The organism is Acidipila rosea (assembly GCF_004339725.1).
GTDB classification, from domain to species: domain Bacteria; phylum Acidobacteriota; class Terriglobia; order Terriglobales; family Acidobacteriaceae; genus Acidipila; species Acidipila rosea.
In genome coordinates, this window is record NZ_SMGK01000003.1 from 39,766 (window position 1) to 57,014 (window position 17,249).

Genomic DNA, 17,249 nt, shown 5'->3' on the forward strand with positions numbered 1-17,249 from the left:
CCGTCCAACGATTACCCCACGCGAGGGAATCAGCCCTATTCAAGCGGGACGCGCTGCGAGGAGCGGCAACACCCGCTCTAATATCGGTCTGCCTCCCATGCAGCAAGCATACCGTTCGTCGGTACCCAGAAACGCGCTTGTCGTCGGTCCCCGGTTCACGCTCAGTTGACGCATGATCGCCAAGTCGTAAATTGATGTTATCGACGGACTTTACCTGGCTCAATGAGTGCATCGGGCTGTTATCGCTCGTTGAGCGGCGTGAAACAGATGCGACTCTATCTGTAGCTATTATCGGGCTGTTGTTCTCAATTGTCTTCAGGTGCCACGCCATCGAGGAGTTCCAAAGCCTCACTTCCCCTCTTGAACCGATGCAGGTATTCACGAGGTGTGATTCCGAGGACGCGTAAGAAAGTACGCCTCATCGCATCAGCGGTTTGCAAGCCACATCCATCGGCAATCTCTTTCAGACCCATATTTGAGCTGTCGATCATCTGCTGTGCAGCTTCAACCCGGAGCCGGTCAACGAACTCTCCCGGGTTCATCTTCACTTCTTTGATGCACACTCGTGTGAAGTGTCTGGCACTCATTCCTAAACGGTCGGCGAGCTTCTCGACCGTTAGATCTTCACGCAGGTTTTCCATCATCCAGACCTGAAGCTCGCGAAGAGGTTTGGATGTGACAGCCTGATGCGAGAGCATGTGGCTGAACTGTGCCTGACCACCGGGGCGAACGAGGAACATCACGAGGAAGCGAGCGATATCCAGTGCCGCACCGTGGCCCTGGTCTTCCTCAACCAGTGCGAGACAAAGATCGATGCCTGCGGTGATTCCTGCGGAGGTATAGATGGGGCCATCCTGCAGAAAGATGGGTTCAGGATGGACCATAACATGTGGGAATTCGGTAGCCAAGCGGTCGCAGAACTTCCAGTGCGTGACCACGTTCCGGCCGTCGATGAGGCCGGCCGCGCCGAGGAGAAATGTTCCCGTACAGATCGAAGCGATGCGCCGAGACCGCTTCGCGGCATCGGCAATCCACGCGACGAACTCGAGGTCATAGCTTCCTGTCTCCGACCCAGGACCTCCGGCAATCACCAGCGTATCGATCGCTCCGGTGATCTCGTGGATTGGTAGTGCCTCGGCGAGCGCGATGTTGCGGTTCGTTTGAAGCGTTCGTCCCTTGCCTGGATTGCCGAGGACGACCTCGTAACCGCCCGCGCTTGAGAAGACCTCCAGAGGCCCAGTGACGTCGAGAACCTGGACGGGAGGCTGACCTACAATCACCACTTTTCGCATGAAGCCATTCTAGAGACTGACGATGGGTGGATGTCCTAATTTGCTGTATCCGTGTCGTGGCGCCGGTTCACGTATCGCCCTATCTTTGGATCTGTAAGGGACGGCATACGGAGACAAACGATGATGAATCTGACTCAAACTGACATCAGAATTCCCGATAGCAAGCTGGCTTCCGAGGCACATGACATTCTTCGGGAGTATTCAACCGATCTTCTCTATAACCACTCCAATCGCGTCTACCTGTTTGCCGCAGAACAGGGCCGTCAAAAGGGGCTGCGCTTTGATCCGGAGCTACTCTATGTCAGCGCGGCCTTCCATGATCTTGGATTGCTGACCGAATACTCGAGCGAGAACGAGCGCTTCGAAGTGGACGGCGCAAATGCGGCGAAGGCATTCCTCACCTCACACGGCATCTCGGTTGAGGTGGCCCAGACGGCCTGGGAGGCGATTGCACTTCACACGACTCCCGGCGTGACCCAGTACATGAAGCCCGAGGTCTCGCTGCTGTTCACCGGCGTTGGCCTGGATGTTCTCGGCGAGGGCCTCGACCAATTCCGCACAGAATTGCGGCAGGAAATCGTCGCAGCGTATCCCCGTGAAGACTTCAAGGAAGGCATCATAAAGGCCTTCTTCGGGGGCTTCGCGCATAAACCGGGATCGACTTGGGGAACGGTAAAGGCGGATGTTTGCGAGCGATTCATCCCCGGCTACAAGAGTCCCAACTTCTGTGACCTCATCGCGAACTCTCCCTTTCCCGATTCCGCGTCGAAGCCAGCAGTGAATCGCCGCTCTTCCTAGAGAAAATCTAACTCGCCGCTCCCGGAAGCGACCTTCGCCTTCCTTCGCAGAACCTCGCCTCAAAAACTTATCTACTGGAGAAAACCCCCATGTCACAGGCATCTCAGGTAAAGAACATCGTCCTAGTCCACGGCGCATTTGCAGATGGCTCAAGCTGGTCAAAAGTGATTCCGCTACTGCAGGCGAACGGCTTTAAGGTTACCTCTGTTCAGAACCATCTCACTTCCTTCAACGATGACGTTGCCTCAACGAAGCGTGCGCTTGCTGCGCAGGATGGCCCGGTCATCCTCGTCGGCCACTCTTATGGTGGCGTAGTCATCACAGAGGCGGGCAACGATCCCAAGGTGGCCGGCCTCGTCTACGTCGCGGCATTCGCCCCGGATGCTGGCCAGTCGATCGTCGAGATCAGCAAAGACTTCCCGAAGCCGATTGGTTTGGACAAGGTAGTTCCGCAGCAGGACGGGTTTCTGTTGCTCTCCGCCGATGGCGTCGCGACTGGTTTCGCGCAGGACCTGAGCAAAGAGGAGCAGGCGCTTATCACCTCCGTCCAACCGCAGACTCATGGATCGATCTTTGTGGCTCAGCCTACGCAGGCTGCGTGGCACAGCAAGCCATCGTGGTATATCGTCGCCACCGAAGACAACATGATCGCTCCTGAGCAGGAGGTCAGCATGGCAAAGCAGATCAACGCCGCGACAACCACGCTTCCGTCGAGCCATGTGGTGATGTTGTCTCATCCGAAGGAAGTTGCCCTGATCATCGCAGACGCTGCTGCTGGCGCGAAGTAATCGTTCGAGGACGCCAGCGAACGGGGATGGGTTCACCTCTGTTCGCTGGCATCGCCTTTCAAGAAACATCGTCGAAGGAGTTCATTATGGAAGTTCTCATAGGCAACGTGTCCCTGGAGGTGGAACAGTCCGGAGCGGGGGATCTTGCGCTCGTTTTCCTGCATTACTGGGGCGGAACGCATCGTACCTGGACCAAACTCACAGCAGAACTTGAATCCTCTTACCGCATCGTCACCTACGACATGCGCGGTTGGGGCAAGTCAGGAGCGGCAACAAACGGCTACTCCATCGCGGCCCTGGCGGATGAAGCGCAGTCACTCATCGAGCATCTCGGGCTTAGCAAGTATGTTTTGATCGGCCACTCAATGGGGGGAAAGGTGGCCCAGCTGGTTGCATCGCGAAATCCACCGGGGCTCGCCGGGCTGGTCCTCGTGGCCCCGGCTACACCCACGCCATCTCATTTTCCCGAAGAGGCGAAGCAGCAGCAGATCCATGCTTACGACAATCGCGAGACCGTGATTCAGACAATCTCTTTCCTCAGCGCTCACAGACCCGATGCGAAGATGGTGGAACAGATCGTGCAGGACAGCCTTAGCGGTACCACCGAAGCGAAGCTTGCATGGCCTACCTCGGCGATCGATGAAGACATCTCCGCAGAGGTCTCCAATATCTCTGTGCCCACCCTCGTCCTCGCGGGAGAACTCGACCGGCTCGATTCAATCGAGCAGCACCGTCGTGAGGTGATCGCAAGAATTCCCGGAGCGAGGCTCGAGATCATTCCGCACAGCGGTCACCTCCTACCAATTGACGAACCCGTGCGGACGGCAAAAGCAATCGACAGCTTCCTCAAACGCTACCGGAGTTAACTATGACCACCTATCAACGAAATCCTTTAATTGCTTCGAGTCGTGAGCGGCTGATTGTCGAAGCACCGCAAAGTCAAAAAAAACAAGATAGCTGATTGAAGTCGAGTGAATGGAGACAAAGCATGTCGAAGATAGTTCGAATCCCAATCCTTCCATTTCAGATGGCGAATGCCCATCTGGTTATCGGGAACCAAGGCTGCGTTTTGATCGATGCCGGGTTACCGGGCTCCGCCACAAAGATTGAGAGAGCTCTTTCGAGCCAAGGCCTTTCTTTCAGAGACATCGAGGCAATCGTGATCACCCATGCTCATGTCGACCATGCAGGCGGCGCGGCTGAACTCCGCGAAAGGTCCCGGGCGCCGATCATTGCGCATGAAGAGGATCTCCCGCACTACAAGAGGGAGGTTCCCATGACGTTCTGTCCCACGGGTTGGGCAGGGCGACTATTTTTCAAGACCCCTTTGCCCCATGAGAGCTACACGGCTTTCGAGCCTGACGTACTGCTCTCAGATGGCGACACTCTCGACCTCTCGAAGTTTGGCGTCAACGGTATTGTCAAGCACACCCCCGGCCATACCAAAGGTTCCATCTCGGTTGAGCTTGGAAGCAAAGAGGCTCTGGTTGGTGATTTGCTTGCTTCAGGTATTTTTATTGGCGGCCTGTTGCGGACAGGACACGCGATCAGACCTCCATTCGAGGACGACCCGCAAACAGTGGCCAAGGAACTGTTTCGATTGGTTGATGGAGGCATCGAACGGTTTTATCTCGGACATGGCGGAGCGTTGGACGCTCGCGAGGTTCGCCGCCACGCTGAAGCCCTCGTTCGCATGCATCAACAAACGAAGCAAACCTGAGCTGATTATTTCAATTGCAAGTAATAGGCTGACGCATAATCGCCAACGCACTCTTTGAGAGAATGTGGATGAGTGACTAGCCCTATACGCATCAGATTGAGATCACAGGGAGCGTTGGCTATGGACGCTAGCCGGCTGTTCGCGGTATCCACTCATAGACGATGCAAGGTCCACTGTGCCGTAATGCCAATCTAGTCCGAACCCCATACTCCAGATGGTCGCAGCCCAACTGCTATACAGTCAAAATTATGCTGGACCTGATGGTAGACTTCCAGCTTCAACGGAAAAGAGAGTGAAAGACCTTGCCAGAGGAGAATTCCGCCCAAAAGCCAGCAGATACCGTAGAGACACAACCGAGTCCAACTGCCCCTAGTAGTCCCAAGGAGGCAGAGGTTGTACCAAGTTCCCATCCCACCCATGAAGAAAATAAAAAGACTGACCGGGATAAGCCAAAGTGGACTGACATAGCGGTTGCCTTCTTTACTGTCTGTCTCGTAGGGGTTGCCATTTGGCAGGGAATTATCTTCAGAAGGCAATGGCAGGAAATGCACTCTGGCGGCACTGACACCCACGATTTGGCCGTGTCTGCTAAGGCGCAAGCGGACGCATCTAGGGCGCAAGCTGACGAAGCCAAGGTTCAAGTTGAAAAACTGACCGAATCGCTCAAAAAAACTGATGTACTTATCAAGGAAGCCACTGCACAGGCTGCCGCCACCAACGCTTTGGCTGTTCAAGCACAACGGTCTGCGGATTTCGCTCAGCAAGCCATTAAAACGAGTGTGGAATTGGAACGTCCTTGGGTAGGTGTTAGCTCCGCACAAATAGTTAATTTTGTGGAAGGGCAAACGGCCAAAATCACTGTCAATTTCACAAATTCGGGAAGGAGACCCGCTTCCGCTAGAGATATACACGGGGCTGCTGTATTCAAATCCTTGCCAATGTTTCCAACGCTTGGAACAAAGGAGGCGAGCATTGCCTATATTCTTCCCGGAGCTACTTTTAGTACAACATTTGAATACAACGTTCCCGTGGGTGCCTTTGCGGAATGGAAACGCACTAAGCAGGTTTTCTTTATTTTTTCGGAAATTGTCTATACAGACGTGGGAACAAATGCTTCCTACATAACCCATTTCTGCGAGTATTACAGCCCTGACAACAAAGACCAGCCGTTCACTCTTTGCACTCGTTATAACGAAGCAAAATAAAACCAGCAGGACGATTGAAAGCTGTCTCTGTCCATTTTCTGGGCACCTTAAGTGCTGAGTTTTGCTTGATTGGCTACTCACTCAGCACCCCCGATCTGGGAGCAACTTGCCGTTTGGGCCGAAAATCGCCTTCTCGACCGCTGAGTCAAAAACTCATAATTCGTTGGTTCCAGGTTCAAGTCCTGGTGGGCCCACCAGCTTCCCCCTACAAAGCGGTCAACGCGCTGACGCGATATAGCGCCGGACACCGGTGGTAGAGTTCTCTGTCGTGAATGCGCTGCTGTTTTCAGTTGGATTTGGAAGGCACCACCGCGACCGCTCCCATTGCCCCGATGTGGCCGAGATGGCCTGGGTACAGTCGGCCTGGTAAGTCATTGAACTGGCCGCCGGTAACCAGGAGGTCGACGGGCAAAGGTCGGTCGGAGAATAGAGCTTCCCCTTCCCTGCCCTCCTCCACACTGCCTCGGATTGGCCGCCTTCGTAGGCGCCTACCTTGGTTCATTCTTCATGACCGGCTCTAGACAAAGACATTTTGCTTGACCGCCTCTCAGCATTTGATGAGCTTCGCGATGCGCCGCTCTGGCTTGGGCGCTGCGGGAGAGAAACAGGTGAACTCGACGGCTCCGATGTTTCCATCCAGGCTAGATAACTCTTGTTCGACGATGTTTTGCACCTGGTCTGGCTGTCCAAGGGCTCTGAGGTTCAATAGCACGTCGTGCTTTGCCGATGGCGATGCATCCAATGCTCCTTCGATCCAAGGGTCTTGACCATTCTCACAGATTGCGGCCTTCACGAATGCAGTTGGCGACGTCACTACCGTCTTAAGGTGCACAATCGCGATGCCGGCTGCGGTGAGCTTCTGATCGAGTGAGTCCAGAAACGGTCCCAGAACCATGGCCGGAGACACTGGAACTGTCGGTTCAAAGCTCGCCTTTAGATTGAGCCATGCCAGCGAGCTTTCTGCCTGGGCATACTGCGCGTAGTCGATCTCCAGAGTCTCACTCGCGACCGCCAGACTGCCCGAGAGAACCTCATCGAGCCACGCGAGAACGCCCTGTCCCGTAGTGGCGCAAATCTGGCGCACCGGGCGTCCCGGTAATTGACTAGATATGGCGGGGAAGGCTGGGTGCACATCTGTCTTGGTGTAGCAGACGAGGTCCGCCTCTTCTATCTGCTTCCGGAAGAGATAGCCGAGGTTGGGTTCCGCGTCATCCCGCAGCAGTGCTTCAGCGCGGGCGGGATCGACCAGAACCGTGAAGGGCGCGATTCTGTAGTCATGCTGATATTCCTGGAATGGCCGCAGGACGGTGGCGACTATATCCGCGCAGCTGCCGACTGGCTCGGCGAAGATTACATGCGGCGAGTAGACGCGGAGCTTATCTGCGACCTCGATGAGATCGGAGAGCCTGCAGCAGAAGCAGCCGCCGGTCACCTCACCGGACTGCCTGCCATGCAGACCGGCGAACCGCGTGTCGACCAGGGCCGTTCCCTGGTCGTTCATGATGACGGCGCAGCGCTGACCAAGGCGTTCCAGTTCGCGAGCTGCAGCGAGGATCAGCGTCGTCTTACCGGCACCGAGAAATCCGCCCACCAATACGATCCAAGGTCTGACGGAGGGCTTGACGGCGGAAGCGTCGTCACTCATGCATGAACCTCGATCTTGAGCGCATCGCCTTCGTGCAGCGTGACCGGGTCGGCAAGTCGCACGATGCCCCGGTCGCCGTGCCGGTTCATCGTGTGGGTGAGGTTTTTTTCAGCGAGCCGTACCGAGGCAGCGGTACCCGCGGCCACGATCTCGCATGACCGGCACGGCAGCGTACCGGCGAGAACTTCTAGGTTGAAAAGCGTGCCGCTGCTCGATGGTTCATAGGTGAACGAGCCCCAGCCTGTGCCCGTCGCCCAGAAGCAGCGGAACTTCCGGTGCGACAGCAGAGGAGCGGCGACCACGGAAGCTTGCACGCCGTCGTAGGCAAATCCGCTCAGCGCGACAAGGCTTGTCCAGGACGCCATGGCCCGCGCATAATGGTGCCCGCACTCGGCTTCGTCCCATGGGTTGCGCTTGATGCCGTCGTAACGAGAGCGGATGTTGCCGATGCACTCGATCCCCTCGGGAACCATTCCAGAGTAGAGCATCAGCGCAGCGGCGGAGTGCTCAAAGCCCGTCATCACTTCCGCATAGTACGGAAAGGGAATGTGAGGCCGCGGCACACCGGCATAATCGCAGATGACCATGGCCGCTTCGTCATTGAGAGCAAAGGTCCGTTCCACGTTATTGTGGTCGATAAGCGTCCGCTTGTAATTGAAGCGATAGAGCGAACCGAGGGTGGAGCGCACATGCTCCCGAGAAACCAGCGGGCCGAGTCCTGCCACCTCTGAAAGATATTGCCCGACCAGCTGATCGATCAGGCACCCCAGGCCGACCTGATACTGGGGATGCTCAGTGTTTTCAGAACCCATGTCGCTCTGCAGATGCGGAGCGATCTGGGACTGTTGATACCCGATGATGTGCTGAATATAAAAGTTCCCATTGAACAGGTTGGCATCGATCCATCCGCTGCCCTGGTCGAAGAGTCTTCTGTACTGGTCAGCAGCGGTATGATCGCCAAGCGCGCGGCCCATCTCTTCGCAGGCCCGCAGCGCGCCGAGATACCAGATGCCGCACATCGGATTCGGCCCGTAGAACTCTACGTCATAGGTGTTGTGCTGCACACCGGTCAGCACACCCTTACGCTCGGCATCCCATCCTCCGGGCTCCCACGCAAACGCAATCGCCTTCTGCAGCCGCGGCCACATGGCCTTCGCCCATGCGTTATCGCCAGAGAGCTTCCAGTCGAGATAGGCGTGCATGATCTGGCCCATCTGGCCGTCCGCCGCTGCGAAGCCGAAGCGCGCGTATCCGTCAGGGAGCAGCTGGCGGAAGCGCATGCCGCCTTCATCGTCCATCGAGTAGCCGAAAGAGGCCTTGCGCAGAGAGCGCGCAAACGATGGAAACAGGAAGGCGGTTGCAGTCTCATAGTTCCATACATGGGTACAGTTGCCGAAGCAGCAGCCCACTGTGTCGTTGCTCCCTTCAAAGCCGTGAAACTCGCCATCCGCCGTGCGGAAGCACGTCGTCGACGCCAGGGTGGAGAGGTTGGCGCTTGCGGCTTCCTTCACCACCCCGGGCAAAGTGCTCTCGCGGAGTGCCTTCGCAAAGAGGCGGGTTCGGCTCTCAAGCTGGTCGATATTTTCAGCGGTGTACTTCGCCGCACCCCATGCATCCTTGAACCGCGTTGCATAGTAGTTGCCGATGACCGTCTTTCCCTTTCCTTCCGGGGCCGTCCAGCCGCACCAGTCCGGCGTGCGATTTGGAAAGTGCCAGGCCAGGATGAAGGTGAAATCCGCGCTCTGGCCGGGAGCGATCGTGCGCTGCTGACAAAGGGCCGCGACGGCGTTGTGTGGGTCGGGTTCGGCGCCAAGCTCGCCGTTTGTGGAGAAGGCATCCCAGAACAGCATCGGCGAATTCCACCAGCGACCCTTGGGCCATCCCTGCCAGTGGGTCAGGCGGATTCCCGCTGCGGGAATAGCAGCCAGCGCAAAGCTGCCGGACATGGGGTCTGCGGCAGGCACCCGCGGATTGCTCATCAGAAATCCGGCCAGCATTGGATCGGCCTGATACTCATTGTGCCGCTCGTCCTCTACCGGTTTCACGTTTCCCTGCGCGACGGCGGTCGTCACCGGATTGTCGATGGAGAATACGATTCCGACCTTTGCCGTCGCAGACCCATGATTAGTCACGCGGTAGCGCAGGATGGCCGCAGGCAAACCTGAATCGTCCGGGTTATGCGGGATGAAAGGAGAGAACGCATCCAGTTTGACTTTGACGGGAAGGGAGGCATCCTTGAAGTCGATGTGCGCGAGAGGATACTCCCCGGTGAATTCAGCCGACTCCAGACGGCTCAGGCCCGGAGCGTTGTTCGATCCCAGGCCGCTCGCGCCCTCATACGGCGGAAGGATGCGGGCCTCAAGCACATGGGCCACGGGCTTCGCGTTGCCGGACTGCACCCAGATCGCGGGAAAGGCATAAGGCGGCGAAAAGCCCACATTGGGGCGGTTGAAGATCTCCCAGTCGCGCAGTTGTCCGCGTCCTCCCAGACCGAGGCTCCCAGCACCTACACCGCCCAGCGGGAAGGAGATCATCTGCAGTTGCTGCCCGCGAAAGACGCGCGGATAGGAGATATCCGAGTGTGCTTTTGTGTGGTGTTTGTCTGCCTCCGAGGTCGAGCTATGCGCTTGGGTTTGTGCCTCCGCACTAGCAGACCAGTGTTGCATCTGGGTGGCTGCGCCGACGACCCCAGCGGCCTGCTTTAGAAATGTGCGGCGCGGCAGCTTACTTTGTTCGCTCATGCTCCCTCATTGCCTTTCGCAGTTCCTCTTCTGAGGCATCGCTCCAGTACTTGCAGTTCAGCCGGAGAAAGACAGAGGTGTAGGGAACCGTCAAAGTTGTCTTAAGGATAAGGATGTGGAATGTCTTTCCCGTTTCATCGAGTGTCTTGATGAGCTGCTCATGCGGGAGTGACTGCACAGGCAGAGAGCCGAGGATCGCGTGTATCTGGTTGCGATACTCCGTCACTCCCGGTGCGCTCTGCTCGGTAAGATAGGGGAGTTCGGCATCCATGTACACGATCGGGGCGACGTGCTTCGAGCGCGCGAGGTCGTCGAGTACCGTCCGTACCACCTCATCCTGACTGGCTCCGGTGTCTATGGTCTCCACTCCCGGCGATACCTGCAGGGGGTAGGCCGAATCCACAATCACGATCCAGTTTCGGTGACCGAGAAGAGGCAATTCCTGCTCCACCGCGGTGCGCCAGCCATTCGGCGCGGCGGCAAGCAGCGGTGTGCAGACAGCAAAAAGTAGTCCGAGTGCAGGAAGGGACCTTATCGTTCTCCGAAATTTTTGCTCATCCCGAACGCCTGCCATGTCAGCGAGGCCACCTTTCCGATAATGGCGGAAGCTTGGGAAACGGCGCATGCGGCTCCTTCTGATACCAGAATGCGGTGGAAGCAATGTCGTCTGCCAGCGGCTGATACTTACCGTCGGGCCACCATCCGAGTGCCTGGATTGTAACCTTCAGGTCGCTGTGGAAGATGATGGGATCCGGGATGTGCCACCGGTACAAGCTCCACTTGGGCGGCCCATCTGGTTCCTTGGCTTTGTGATCGAGCACATTGTTAATAAGGCTGCGGCTCGATTCTGTATCTATGTTGGCGATGACACGTTCTGCGGTGAGTCCCTGGGAACCGTGAGACGTGACGGCGACGCATTGACAAAGAGCATCTTGACTTACGGCGTGGAGATCGAGGAATCGCCTACTCCTATGATTGACGAAAACGTGTTGGAGCAGCTTGCGGCTTTCTGAACTGGATCACATCGCACGCAAACGCCTTCTGGGAACTCAATTGAGCGGCATGAAGGTACAACAGCGGTACACTCATCAGCTTTTACCCGTTTAGATAAATTGCTCTAAATTACGGTCGCTCAACTACTTACGGTTACGCGTAAGTACGCTCGTTTTCCTCGTATTATCATAGACTTACAGAAATATCCGGAAACTCATAATCCGTTGGTTCCAAGTTCAAGTCCTGGTGGGCCCACCAGCTTCCGGTCGGCGATAGACTCGTCCATGAGGATTGCAGCGCAGATGCCCGGATTGATCTTTCGATCCCACACGAGCGTGATCAGGCCAGGTATCCCGGCGCACCCGGCGACATAATTCTCAATCTCGAGACGCGCCCAGGCATGGAGCGCACTCCGGACGTGCCTGCCAACTCTTATCGAAGGCTTCTGAGGCGACGTTCGAGACAGGGGCTTGAATCCTTTCACCTCGGCCAATCGTTAGCGACGCAAGAAGTAGAAGAATTGTGCCGCCGACCAGGGTTGCGGCGACCGAAATGTGATCCAGAAGCAGGCCGCCAAAGCCCGCGCCCAGCATGATAGACAGCTGGATGGCGCCGACCATCAGTCCACCGCCGCTCTCGGGTTCGTCACTGATGCCTTTTGTCAGCCAGGTTGACCAGCACACTGGAATCGCGGAGTTCAGTGCACCCCATGCGAACATCGCCACCGCTACGCCAACGATGTGGTACCGAACGGCGAGCAGCCCCAATGTGACGGCGCCCAGCGCAAGAGGCAAGCCCGTAAGCAGGGAATAGAGATGCCGCCTCACCATCGTGGTGGCGCCGTAGGTACCGACAAATCCAGCCAGGCCGAGCCCGAGTAACAGCAGGGAGAGTTGCGGAACGCTTACGCGGGTATAGGTTTCCAGAAATGGCCGTAGGTACGTGAACGTCGCAAACGCGCCAGCAAACGTGAGCATTACGCCCAGCATGGCGAATGCTACATGGCGCCGCCTCAGAAGCCCTGCGAGTTTCCCCACGGGATTGGCGGCTTGCGGCGGCATGGAAGGCAGACTGATCCACTGCCAGATGAGGTTCGCAACGGCGAGGGGAGTGAGCGCGAAGAAGACTCCGCGCCAACCGATGATGCCTCCCAGATAACTGCCGATCGGGGCTGCAAACGCGGTGGCTACAGCATTCCCGGTATAGACCACACCGAGCGCTTTAGGCACGGATCCCACTGGGACAAGGCGCATGACCGTTGCTGTCGCCAACGACCAGAAACCGCCGATGACAACGCCGAGAAGAGCTCGCGCGACCATCAACACAGCGAAGTTCGGCGCCATCGCAATGATGACCAGCGATGACAGCATCAATCCCGTCATTCCGATCAGTACATGCCGGCGGTCGAAACGACCTGCAATCGTCGCAATCAGCAAGCTGGTCGCGACGGCAAAGAGGCCGGAGATCGAGATTGCCTGGCCCGCCATCCCCTCCGTGGAATGAAGATCATGGGCAATCGGGGTCAGCAGACTGACGGGCATAAACTCCGACGCAATCAACAGGGCCACGCAGAGCGCCATCGAACCGACAGCGCTCCAGGTTTGTATCGGGGACAACTCGGACTGGGTTCTCGCATTTGCCATGCATCTCCAGAAATAGCGGAGATGGGTGACTCGGCGCTTTCCTGATCCTGCCAATCTTTTGCCTGATCCTGTTTGAGCGTCGGATTTGTGAGGCCGAGTGAGTGTTTTCGGTTGTACGCTGGGGTGGGAAGGACAGGAACCGACGTTGCCGAAACACACCTCGAAAACTGCAGGAACAAAGCCCTCACTCGCAGAGCTGCGCATCGATTTGGCCGGCAAAATTGTCGCGCATACGCCGTCGGCTGGAGAAACCGCAACCACCGTACCGGGCCTGACGCTCTTCCGCCAAACTGCTCCGACGGCTTGCTATCTGGCATCCGTTGAGCCCAGCGTCACGATCTTCGTACAGGGCAGAAAGCAAATCAATATCGGAGGCGTCGAGTACCACTGTGACGAGACCTCTTTCCTGATCGCTTGCATTGATCTGCCAATCCAGAGCCAGATCATCGAAGCCTCAGCAGCGGCGCCGCAACTCTCGATGCGCCTGCGGCTCGATATGCAGATCGTGCGCGAGGTGGTCAGCAGGGAAGATTTGCCGCAAGGGAAGAGTTCTGCTGACCGGCGCGGGCTTGCTGTAGGGCAGAGTACGGCGGCACTGCTAGGTGCTTCGACGCGACTTATTGATCTGCTTGATACTCCGGAGGACATACCCTTTCTGGGGCACCTGATTGAACGGGAGATCATCTACCGCATTCTCCGAACTGCGCAGGGGGAACGGCTTCGCGTCATCGCGACAGCGGGGAATCTGAGCCACCGAACGGCTAAGGCCATAGCATGGCTGAGCGCAAATTATGCCAGGCCTCTGCGTATGGAGGAACTTGCCGAGATCGCGCGGATGGGAGTGTCGACGCTCCATCATCAATTCAGAGCGCTGACGGCGATGAGCCCGTTGCAATTCCAGAAACAGCTCCGGTTGCGCGCTGCGCGAGAGCGAATGCTCAGAGACGGCCTTGATGCAACAAGCGCAGCCTACGAGGTGGGCTACGAGAGTGTCAGCCAATTCAATCGCGAGTACAGCCGGTTCTTTGGTCAGCCGCCGATGCGGGATATCAAGGCGATCCGCAACGGCAACATTGTCACGATCGACGCCGCATAAACAAATGGAGCGTGCTCTCTACTCCGTTTGCGAGGACACTTTTTTCTTCAGAGATGAACTCCAGCCGTCCTCATAGCACCAGGCTTTAGCGCGCATCATCTCTGCATCTTCTGCTAGCAAACCAATGCGCTGCAGCCGTAACGGCTGGATCCTTGGTGAGTGTTATAACCGCGGGAGGGTCATCAACCTCTATATCGGGACGCACTCCCTCCAGGTGGAGTCGGTCTTAAAGAAGAGAGGGCGCAGAGCCAGGCCTCGCCCTCCTCTTCCTTATGGGAAGTGCCATCATTTCCCGGACGGTTGAGTCGCGGTGTTGACGACATTGCCCGAAATGTCGCGCACCTCCACCGGGCCCAATCCGGCAGCCTTCAGCGCAGGCTCTATCTTGGCGCGATCGCCCGCTGTCACGATGATGAGATGATCCGGATGCAGATACTGCTTTGCCGCGCGGGCGACGTCTGCCTGAGTGATGTCCTGATACCTGGCCGGAAGCTTGGAGTAGTAATCGAGCGGCCGGTCATACACAAACAGGCTTTGAATAGCGTAGGCGATCGCTGAGTTTGTTTCGAAGCGCCCGGGCAGCGAACGGATCGAAGCCTCCTTGGCAGCGGCGAGCTCCTCCGCCGTGGAGGGATGAACGAGGAAGTTGCGAATCTCGCCCATCATCTCCTTCGCCGCCGGCGCGGTCACATCCGTGCGAACCAGCGAGCCGACAAAAAATGCTCCCCCGTCCCTAAATCCCTTGAAACCGGAAAAGGCTCCGTACGTGTAGCCGTGCACCTCGCGCAGGTTCATGTTGATGCGGCTGGCGAAGGCGGATCCGAGCGTATAGTCCAGAACGTCGAGCAACTCCGAGTCGGGCGAGTTCTCGCGCACGCCGTTGCCTATGGCGAACAATGCCGTCTGCGGCGCGCCCGGTTTGCTCACGATCACTACATGGGTTGGTGGCGTCTCAGGCGCGGCGGGAATCTGCGGCGCGGCTTCAGCCTGGCTGGTCCACTTGCCAAAGTATTCGTTGGCGAGCTTCTCAGCTTCGGCGCGGCTCACATCGCCCGTGAGCACCAGCACGGAATCGTTGGGGCCATAGCGATGCTTGTAGAAGCCGGAGATGTCCTCCGCTGTGATTGCCTTTACGGTTTCGGGAGTGCCGTTGCCGGAGAGGCCATACGGCTGGTCGCCGAAGAGTAATTTTGGTCCCACTCGCATTGCCATCTGAATGACGTTGTCGGTCTCCTGCGAGATCGTCACCAGGCGCTGCTTGCGGCGGCGTTCGATATCCGCAGTGCGGAACGCAGGATGCAGCGCGACGTCGGCCAGCAGGTCCATGCCTTCATCCGCATGCGACCTGAGCACGCCCATGCTGATGCCCGCGTAGTCCATTCCGGCATTGGTGTTGATGTGCGTGCCGATGCTTTCCTGGTCCTCGGCCAGCTTCTCCAGGCTGCGTGACTCAGTGCCGTCACCCATCACCTCGGTGACCAGTGTGGCCAGGCCCGCAGTGGCAGGCTTGTTGTTATCGCTGCCGGCGCGCGAAACCAGCTCAGCCGTCAGCAGCGGCAACGCGTGCTCTTGCACGAGCAGCACCTTCAATCCGTTGTTCAGCGTGAACTCGGTGGGAACTGGCAGATGGAAGGTGGGCATGGGTCCCGGAGTGGGTTTGTTCTTGCGCCACTCCTGGGATTTCTCGAATGCAGGCGTGTAAGGATTGGTAATCTTCACGTTAGCATCGGTGTTGTCGGGGCTGCGCGGCACATCGTGCAGAATCTTCTTGCCGGGCACGCAGTAGACCACGACGGCCGAGTTCTTCGACAGGTACTTGTCGGCAGCGGCCTTGCTGCTGGCAATCGTCACCGCCTCCGTCATGGCCACATCCTTGGGCAGAAAATCCGGGTCGCCGGTGTACTGGTTATACCTGTCCAGCGTGTCTGCCACGCCCCCGAAACCGCCCAGCCGCTGCAGGCCGGTGATCTTCGACGTGAGCGCAAGCGCCTTGGAGGCCTTCACTTCCTCGGCCGTAGGACCGTCCTGCTGCAGTGTAGCGAGTTCCTTCCAAAAGGTGGCTTCCAGGTCTTCCAGCTTCACGCCGGGCTTGGCCGTGATATCGCAGGATGCAATGCCCGTGAGCTTCAGCTCCATCGTGTTGCAGGTGACACTCTGCGCCACCTGCGACTTGATCACCAGCGACCGATCGAGGCGGCTGGCCTTCGCTCCGCCCAGCGCGAAGATCGCCGCGTCGACACTGTAGGCATCGGGCGCAAACGCAGGGGGCGTGAGCCAGGCAACGCTGAGCCGCGGAAGCTGCACAGTGTCGGTGATGGTGGCGCGGCGCTCCGCCGTAATTGGCGGCGTAATCACGTGTACCGGCTCAACCTTAGGTCCACGCGGGATGGGTCCGAAATACCTCGTCAGCAGATCTTTCAGCTTCACTGGATCGAAGTCCCCGGCAACGGCGATGGATGCGTTGCTCGGCGTATAAAACTGCTGGTGAAATGCGCGAACGTCGGCGATGCGAGCAGACTCGATATCAGCGTGGCTGCCGATGACCTCGCCGTAGTATGGATGATTTTTCGGAAAAAGCAGGTGGAAGACCGCCTCATCGGCAACATCGTAGGGCAAGCCTTCGCGTTGGCGTCGCTCATTGCGAACCACGTCGCGCTGGTTGGCGAGCAGCTTGCGATCCAGGCCTTCCATGAGGAAGCCCATGCGGTCGCTTTCGAGCCACAGCGCGAGTTCCAGCTGATTGCTGGGCATCGTCTCGAAGTAGTTGGTCCGGTCGAAGTTCGTGGTGCCGTTTACGTCCGTCGCGCCCGCCGCCTGCACATCCTTGAAGTGCGCCTTCTCGCCGACGTGCTCCGAACCCTCAAACATCATGTGCTCAAACAGGTGCGCAAAGCCGGTGCGGCCAGGGCGCTCGTTCAGCGGACCAACGTGATACCAAAGGTCGACGGCCACTAGCGGTAAGCGATGATCCTCATGTGTGAGTACGGTGAGGCCGTTGGGCAGCGTGTACTTCTGGTAGGCGATCGTGGGCAGCTGGCGCGCCTGCGCGGCTTCGGCGGCATGCACTGCAGGGCGTTTCGGAGTTGGCTGCGATGCCTGTGCTACAACGAACGTGGCCGAGGCGGCCAGTGCAAGCAAGGTGAAGGAGCGCGAAAAAGCACGAGCTTTGGAGTACACGAGATGCCTCCTCAATTGGTGATCCGCAAGTCGCAAGGATGATAGCAAAGGCCGGGTACATTCCGGTGACGAATCTCTGCAGGAATTATGCCCCGTCGCTGATCATCCTCTTGGCCCGTTATTCTCGCGGGAATCAATTTTGTCTCTGAGA

The 17,249-nt window shown here is 57.8% G+C and carries 14 protein-coding genes; 7 read left to right on the plus strand and 7 right to left on the minus strand.

All coding sequences use genetic code 11. The features are described 5' to 3' along the window. Positions 1-305: 305 nt before the first annotated feature. Positions 306-1,292: a GlxA family transcriptional regulator gene (locus tag C7378_RS10155; protein WP_131995851.1), complete on the minus strand. Its 987-nt coding sequence runs from the start codon at positions 1,290-1,292 to the stop codon at positions 306-308. Between the two features lie 120 nt (positions 1,293-1,412). On the opposite strand from C7378_RS10155, the gene C7378_RS10160 reads away from it, so the two are divergent. From C7378_RS10160 to C7378_RS10180, 5 genes are all read left to right on the plus strand, one after another. Next, positions 1,413-2,090 carry an HD domain-containing protein gene (locus C7378_RS10160; protein WP_131995854.1) on the plus strand — a complete coding sequence of 226 codons (678 nt, stop codon included), beginning with the start codon at positions 1,413-1,415 and terminating at the stop codon, positions 2,088-2,090. An 89-nt stretch (positions 2,091-2,179) separates the two neighbouring features. After that, a complete protein-coding gene (locus C7378_RS10165) occupies positions 2,180-2,878 on the plus strand; it encodes an alpha/beta fold hydrolase (protein WP_131995857.1) in 699 nt (232 codons plus the stop codon). An 86-nt stretch (positions 2,879-2,964) separates the two neighbouring features. After that, a complete protein-coding gene (locus C7378_RS10170) occupies positions 2,965-3,744 on the plus strand; it encodes an alpha/beta fold hydrolase (RefSeq protein ID WP_131995860.1) in 780 nt (259 codons plus the stop codon). 161 nt (positions 3,745-3,905) lie between these two features. Further along, on the plus strand, positions 3,906-4,598 hold the full coding sequence (locus C7378_RS10175) for an MBL fold metallo-hydrolase (RefSeq protein WP_279388595.1): 693 nt from the start codon (positions 3,906-3,908) through the stop codon (positions 4,596-4,598). A 302-nt stretch (positions 4,599-4,900) separates the two neighbouring features. After that, positions 4,901-5,803 carry a hypothetical protein gene (locus C7378_RS10180; protein WP_131995866.1) on the plus strand — a complete coding sequence of 301 codons (903 nt, stop codon included), beginning with the start codon at positions 4,901-4,903 and terminating at the stop codon, positions 5,801-5,803. 547 nt (positions 5,804-6,350) lie between these two features. On the opposite strand, the gene C7378_RS10185 is transcribed toward C7378_RS10180, so the two are convergent. The 4 genes from C7378_RS10185 to C7378_RS18200 are packed head-to-tail and all read right to left on the minus strand — an operon-like array spanning position 6,351 to position 11,010. Beyond that, positions 6,351-7,448: a GTP-binding protein gene (locus C7378_RS10185; protein ID WP_131995869.1), complete on the minus strand. Its 1,098-nt coding sequence runs from the start codon at positions 7,446-7,448 to the stop codon at positions 6,351-6,353. Further along, positions 7,445-10,189 (minus strand): GH116 family glycosyl-hydrolase, encoded by a 2,745-nt coding sequence (locus tag C7378_RS10190; RefSeq protein WP_131995872.1) that lies wholly within the window; start codon positions 10,187-10,189, stop codon positions 7,445-7,447. Before C7378_RS10190 ends, C7378_RS10185 begins: the two co-directional genes overlap by 4 nt. Beyond that, complete coding sequence (locus tag C7378_RS10195; RefSeq protein ID WP_131995875.1) at positions 10,173-10,814, minus strand: RbsD/FucU family protein; 642 nt, start codon at positions 10,812-10,814, stop codon at positions 10,173-10,175. Before C7378_RS10195 ends, C7378_RS10190 begins: the two co-directional genes overlap by 17 nt. Beyond that, on the minus strand, positions 10,765-11,010 hold the full coding sequence (locus C7378_RS18200; RefSeq protein ID WP_207901402.1) for a DUF2961 domain-containing protein: 246 nt from the start codon (positions 11,008-11,010) through the stop codon (positions 10,765-10,767). The genes C7378_RS10195 and C7378_RS18200 overlap by 50 nt, the downstream gene beginning before the upstream one ends. Here C7378_RS18200 and C7378_RS17690 point away from each other — a divergent pair. Continuing rightward, positions 10,948-11,202, plus strand: a complete 255-nt coding sequence (locus C7378_RS17690; protein ID WP_165876746.1) for a hypothetical protein — start codon at positions 10,948-10,950, stop codon at positions 11,200-11,202. The genes C7378_RS18200 and C7378_RS17690 overlap by 63 nt on opposite strands. A gap of 357 nt (positions 11,203-11,559) precedes the next feature. Here the strand turns inward: C7378_RS17690 and C7378_RS10205 are convergent, their stop codons facing one another. Then, on the minus strand, positions 11,560-12,825 hold the full coding sequence (locus C7378_RS10205) for an MFS transporter (RefSeq protein WP_131995878.1): 1,266 nt from the start codon (positions 12,823-12,825) through the stop codon (positions 11,560-11,562). A gap of 97 nt (positions 12,826-12,922) precedes the next feature. Between C7378_RS10205 and C7378_RS10210 the strand changes: the two genes are divergently transcribed. Beyond that, positions 12,923-13,921 (plus strand): AraC family transcriptional regulator, encoded by a 999-nt coding sequence (locus tag C7378_RS10210; protein WP_243648182.1) that lies wholly within the window; start codon positions 12,923-12,925, stop codon positions 13,919-13,921. Positions 13,922-14,206: 285 nt separating this feature from the next. Here C7378_RS10210 and C7378_RS10215 read toward each other — a convergent pair whose 3' ends face one another. Continuing rightward, positions 14,207-17,098, minus strand: coding sequence for a M16 family metallopeptidase (locus tag C7378_RS10215; RefSeq protein WP_243648183.1), 2,892 nt, complete (start codon positions 17,096-17,098; stop codon positions 14,207-14,209). Between the last annotated feature and the right edge of the window lie 151 nt (positions 17,099-17,249).

Excerpts from the sequence above, each read along its gene's own strand:
- C7378_RS10190 (WP_131995872.1), bottom strand. The coding sequence starts at position 10,189 with ATGAGCGAACAAAGTAAGCTGCCGCGCCGCACATTTCTAAAGCAGGCC.
- C7378_RS10160 (WP_131995854.1), top strand. The coding sequence starts at position 1,413 with ATGATGAATCTGACTCAAACTGACATCAGAATTCCCGATAGCAAGCTG.
- C7378_RS10170 (WP_131995860.1), top strand. The coding sequence starts at position 2,965 with ATGGAAGTTCTCATAGGCAACGTGTCCCTGGAGGTGGAACAGTCCGGA.
- C7378_RS10175 (WP_279388595.1), top strand. The coding sequence starts at position 3,906 with ATGGCGAATGCCCATCTGGTTATCGGGAACCAAGGCTGCGTTTTGATC.
- C7378_RS10155 (WP_131995851.1), bottom strand. The coding sequence starts at position 1,292 with ATGCGAAAAGTGGTGATTGTAGGTCAGCCTCCCGTCCAGGTTCTCGAC.
- C7378_RS10205 (WP_131995878.1), bottom strand. The coding sequence starts at position 12,825 with ATGGCAAATGCGAGAACCCAGTCCGAGTTGTCCCCGATACAAACCTGG.
- C7378_RS10165 (WP_131995857.1), top strand. The coding sequence starts at position 2,180 with ATGTCACAGGCATCTCAGGTAAAGAACATCGTCCTAGTCCACGGCGCA.
- C7378_RS10185 (WP_131995869.1), bottom strand. The coding sequence starts at position 7,448 with ATGAGTGACGACGCTTCCGCCGTCAAGCCCTCCGTCAGACCTTGGATC.
- C7378_RS10195 (WP_131995875.1), bottom strand. The coding sequence starts at position 10,814 with ATGCGCCGTTTCCCAAGCTTCCGCCATTATCGGAAAGGTGGCCTCGCT.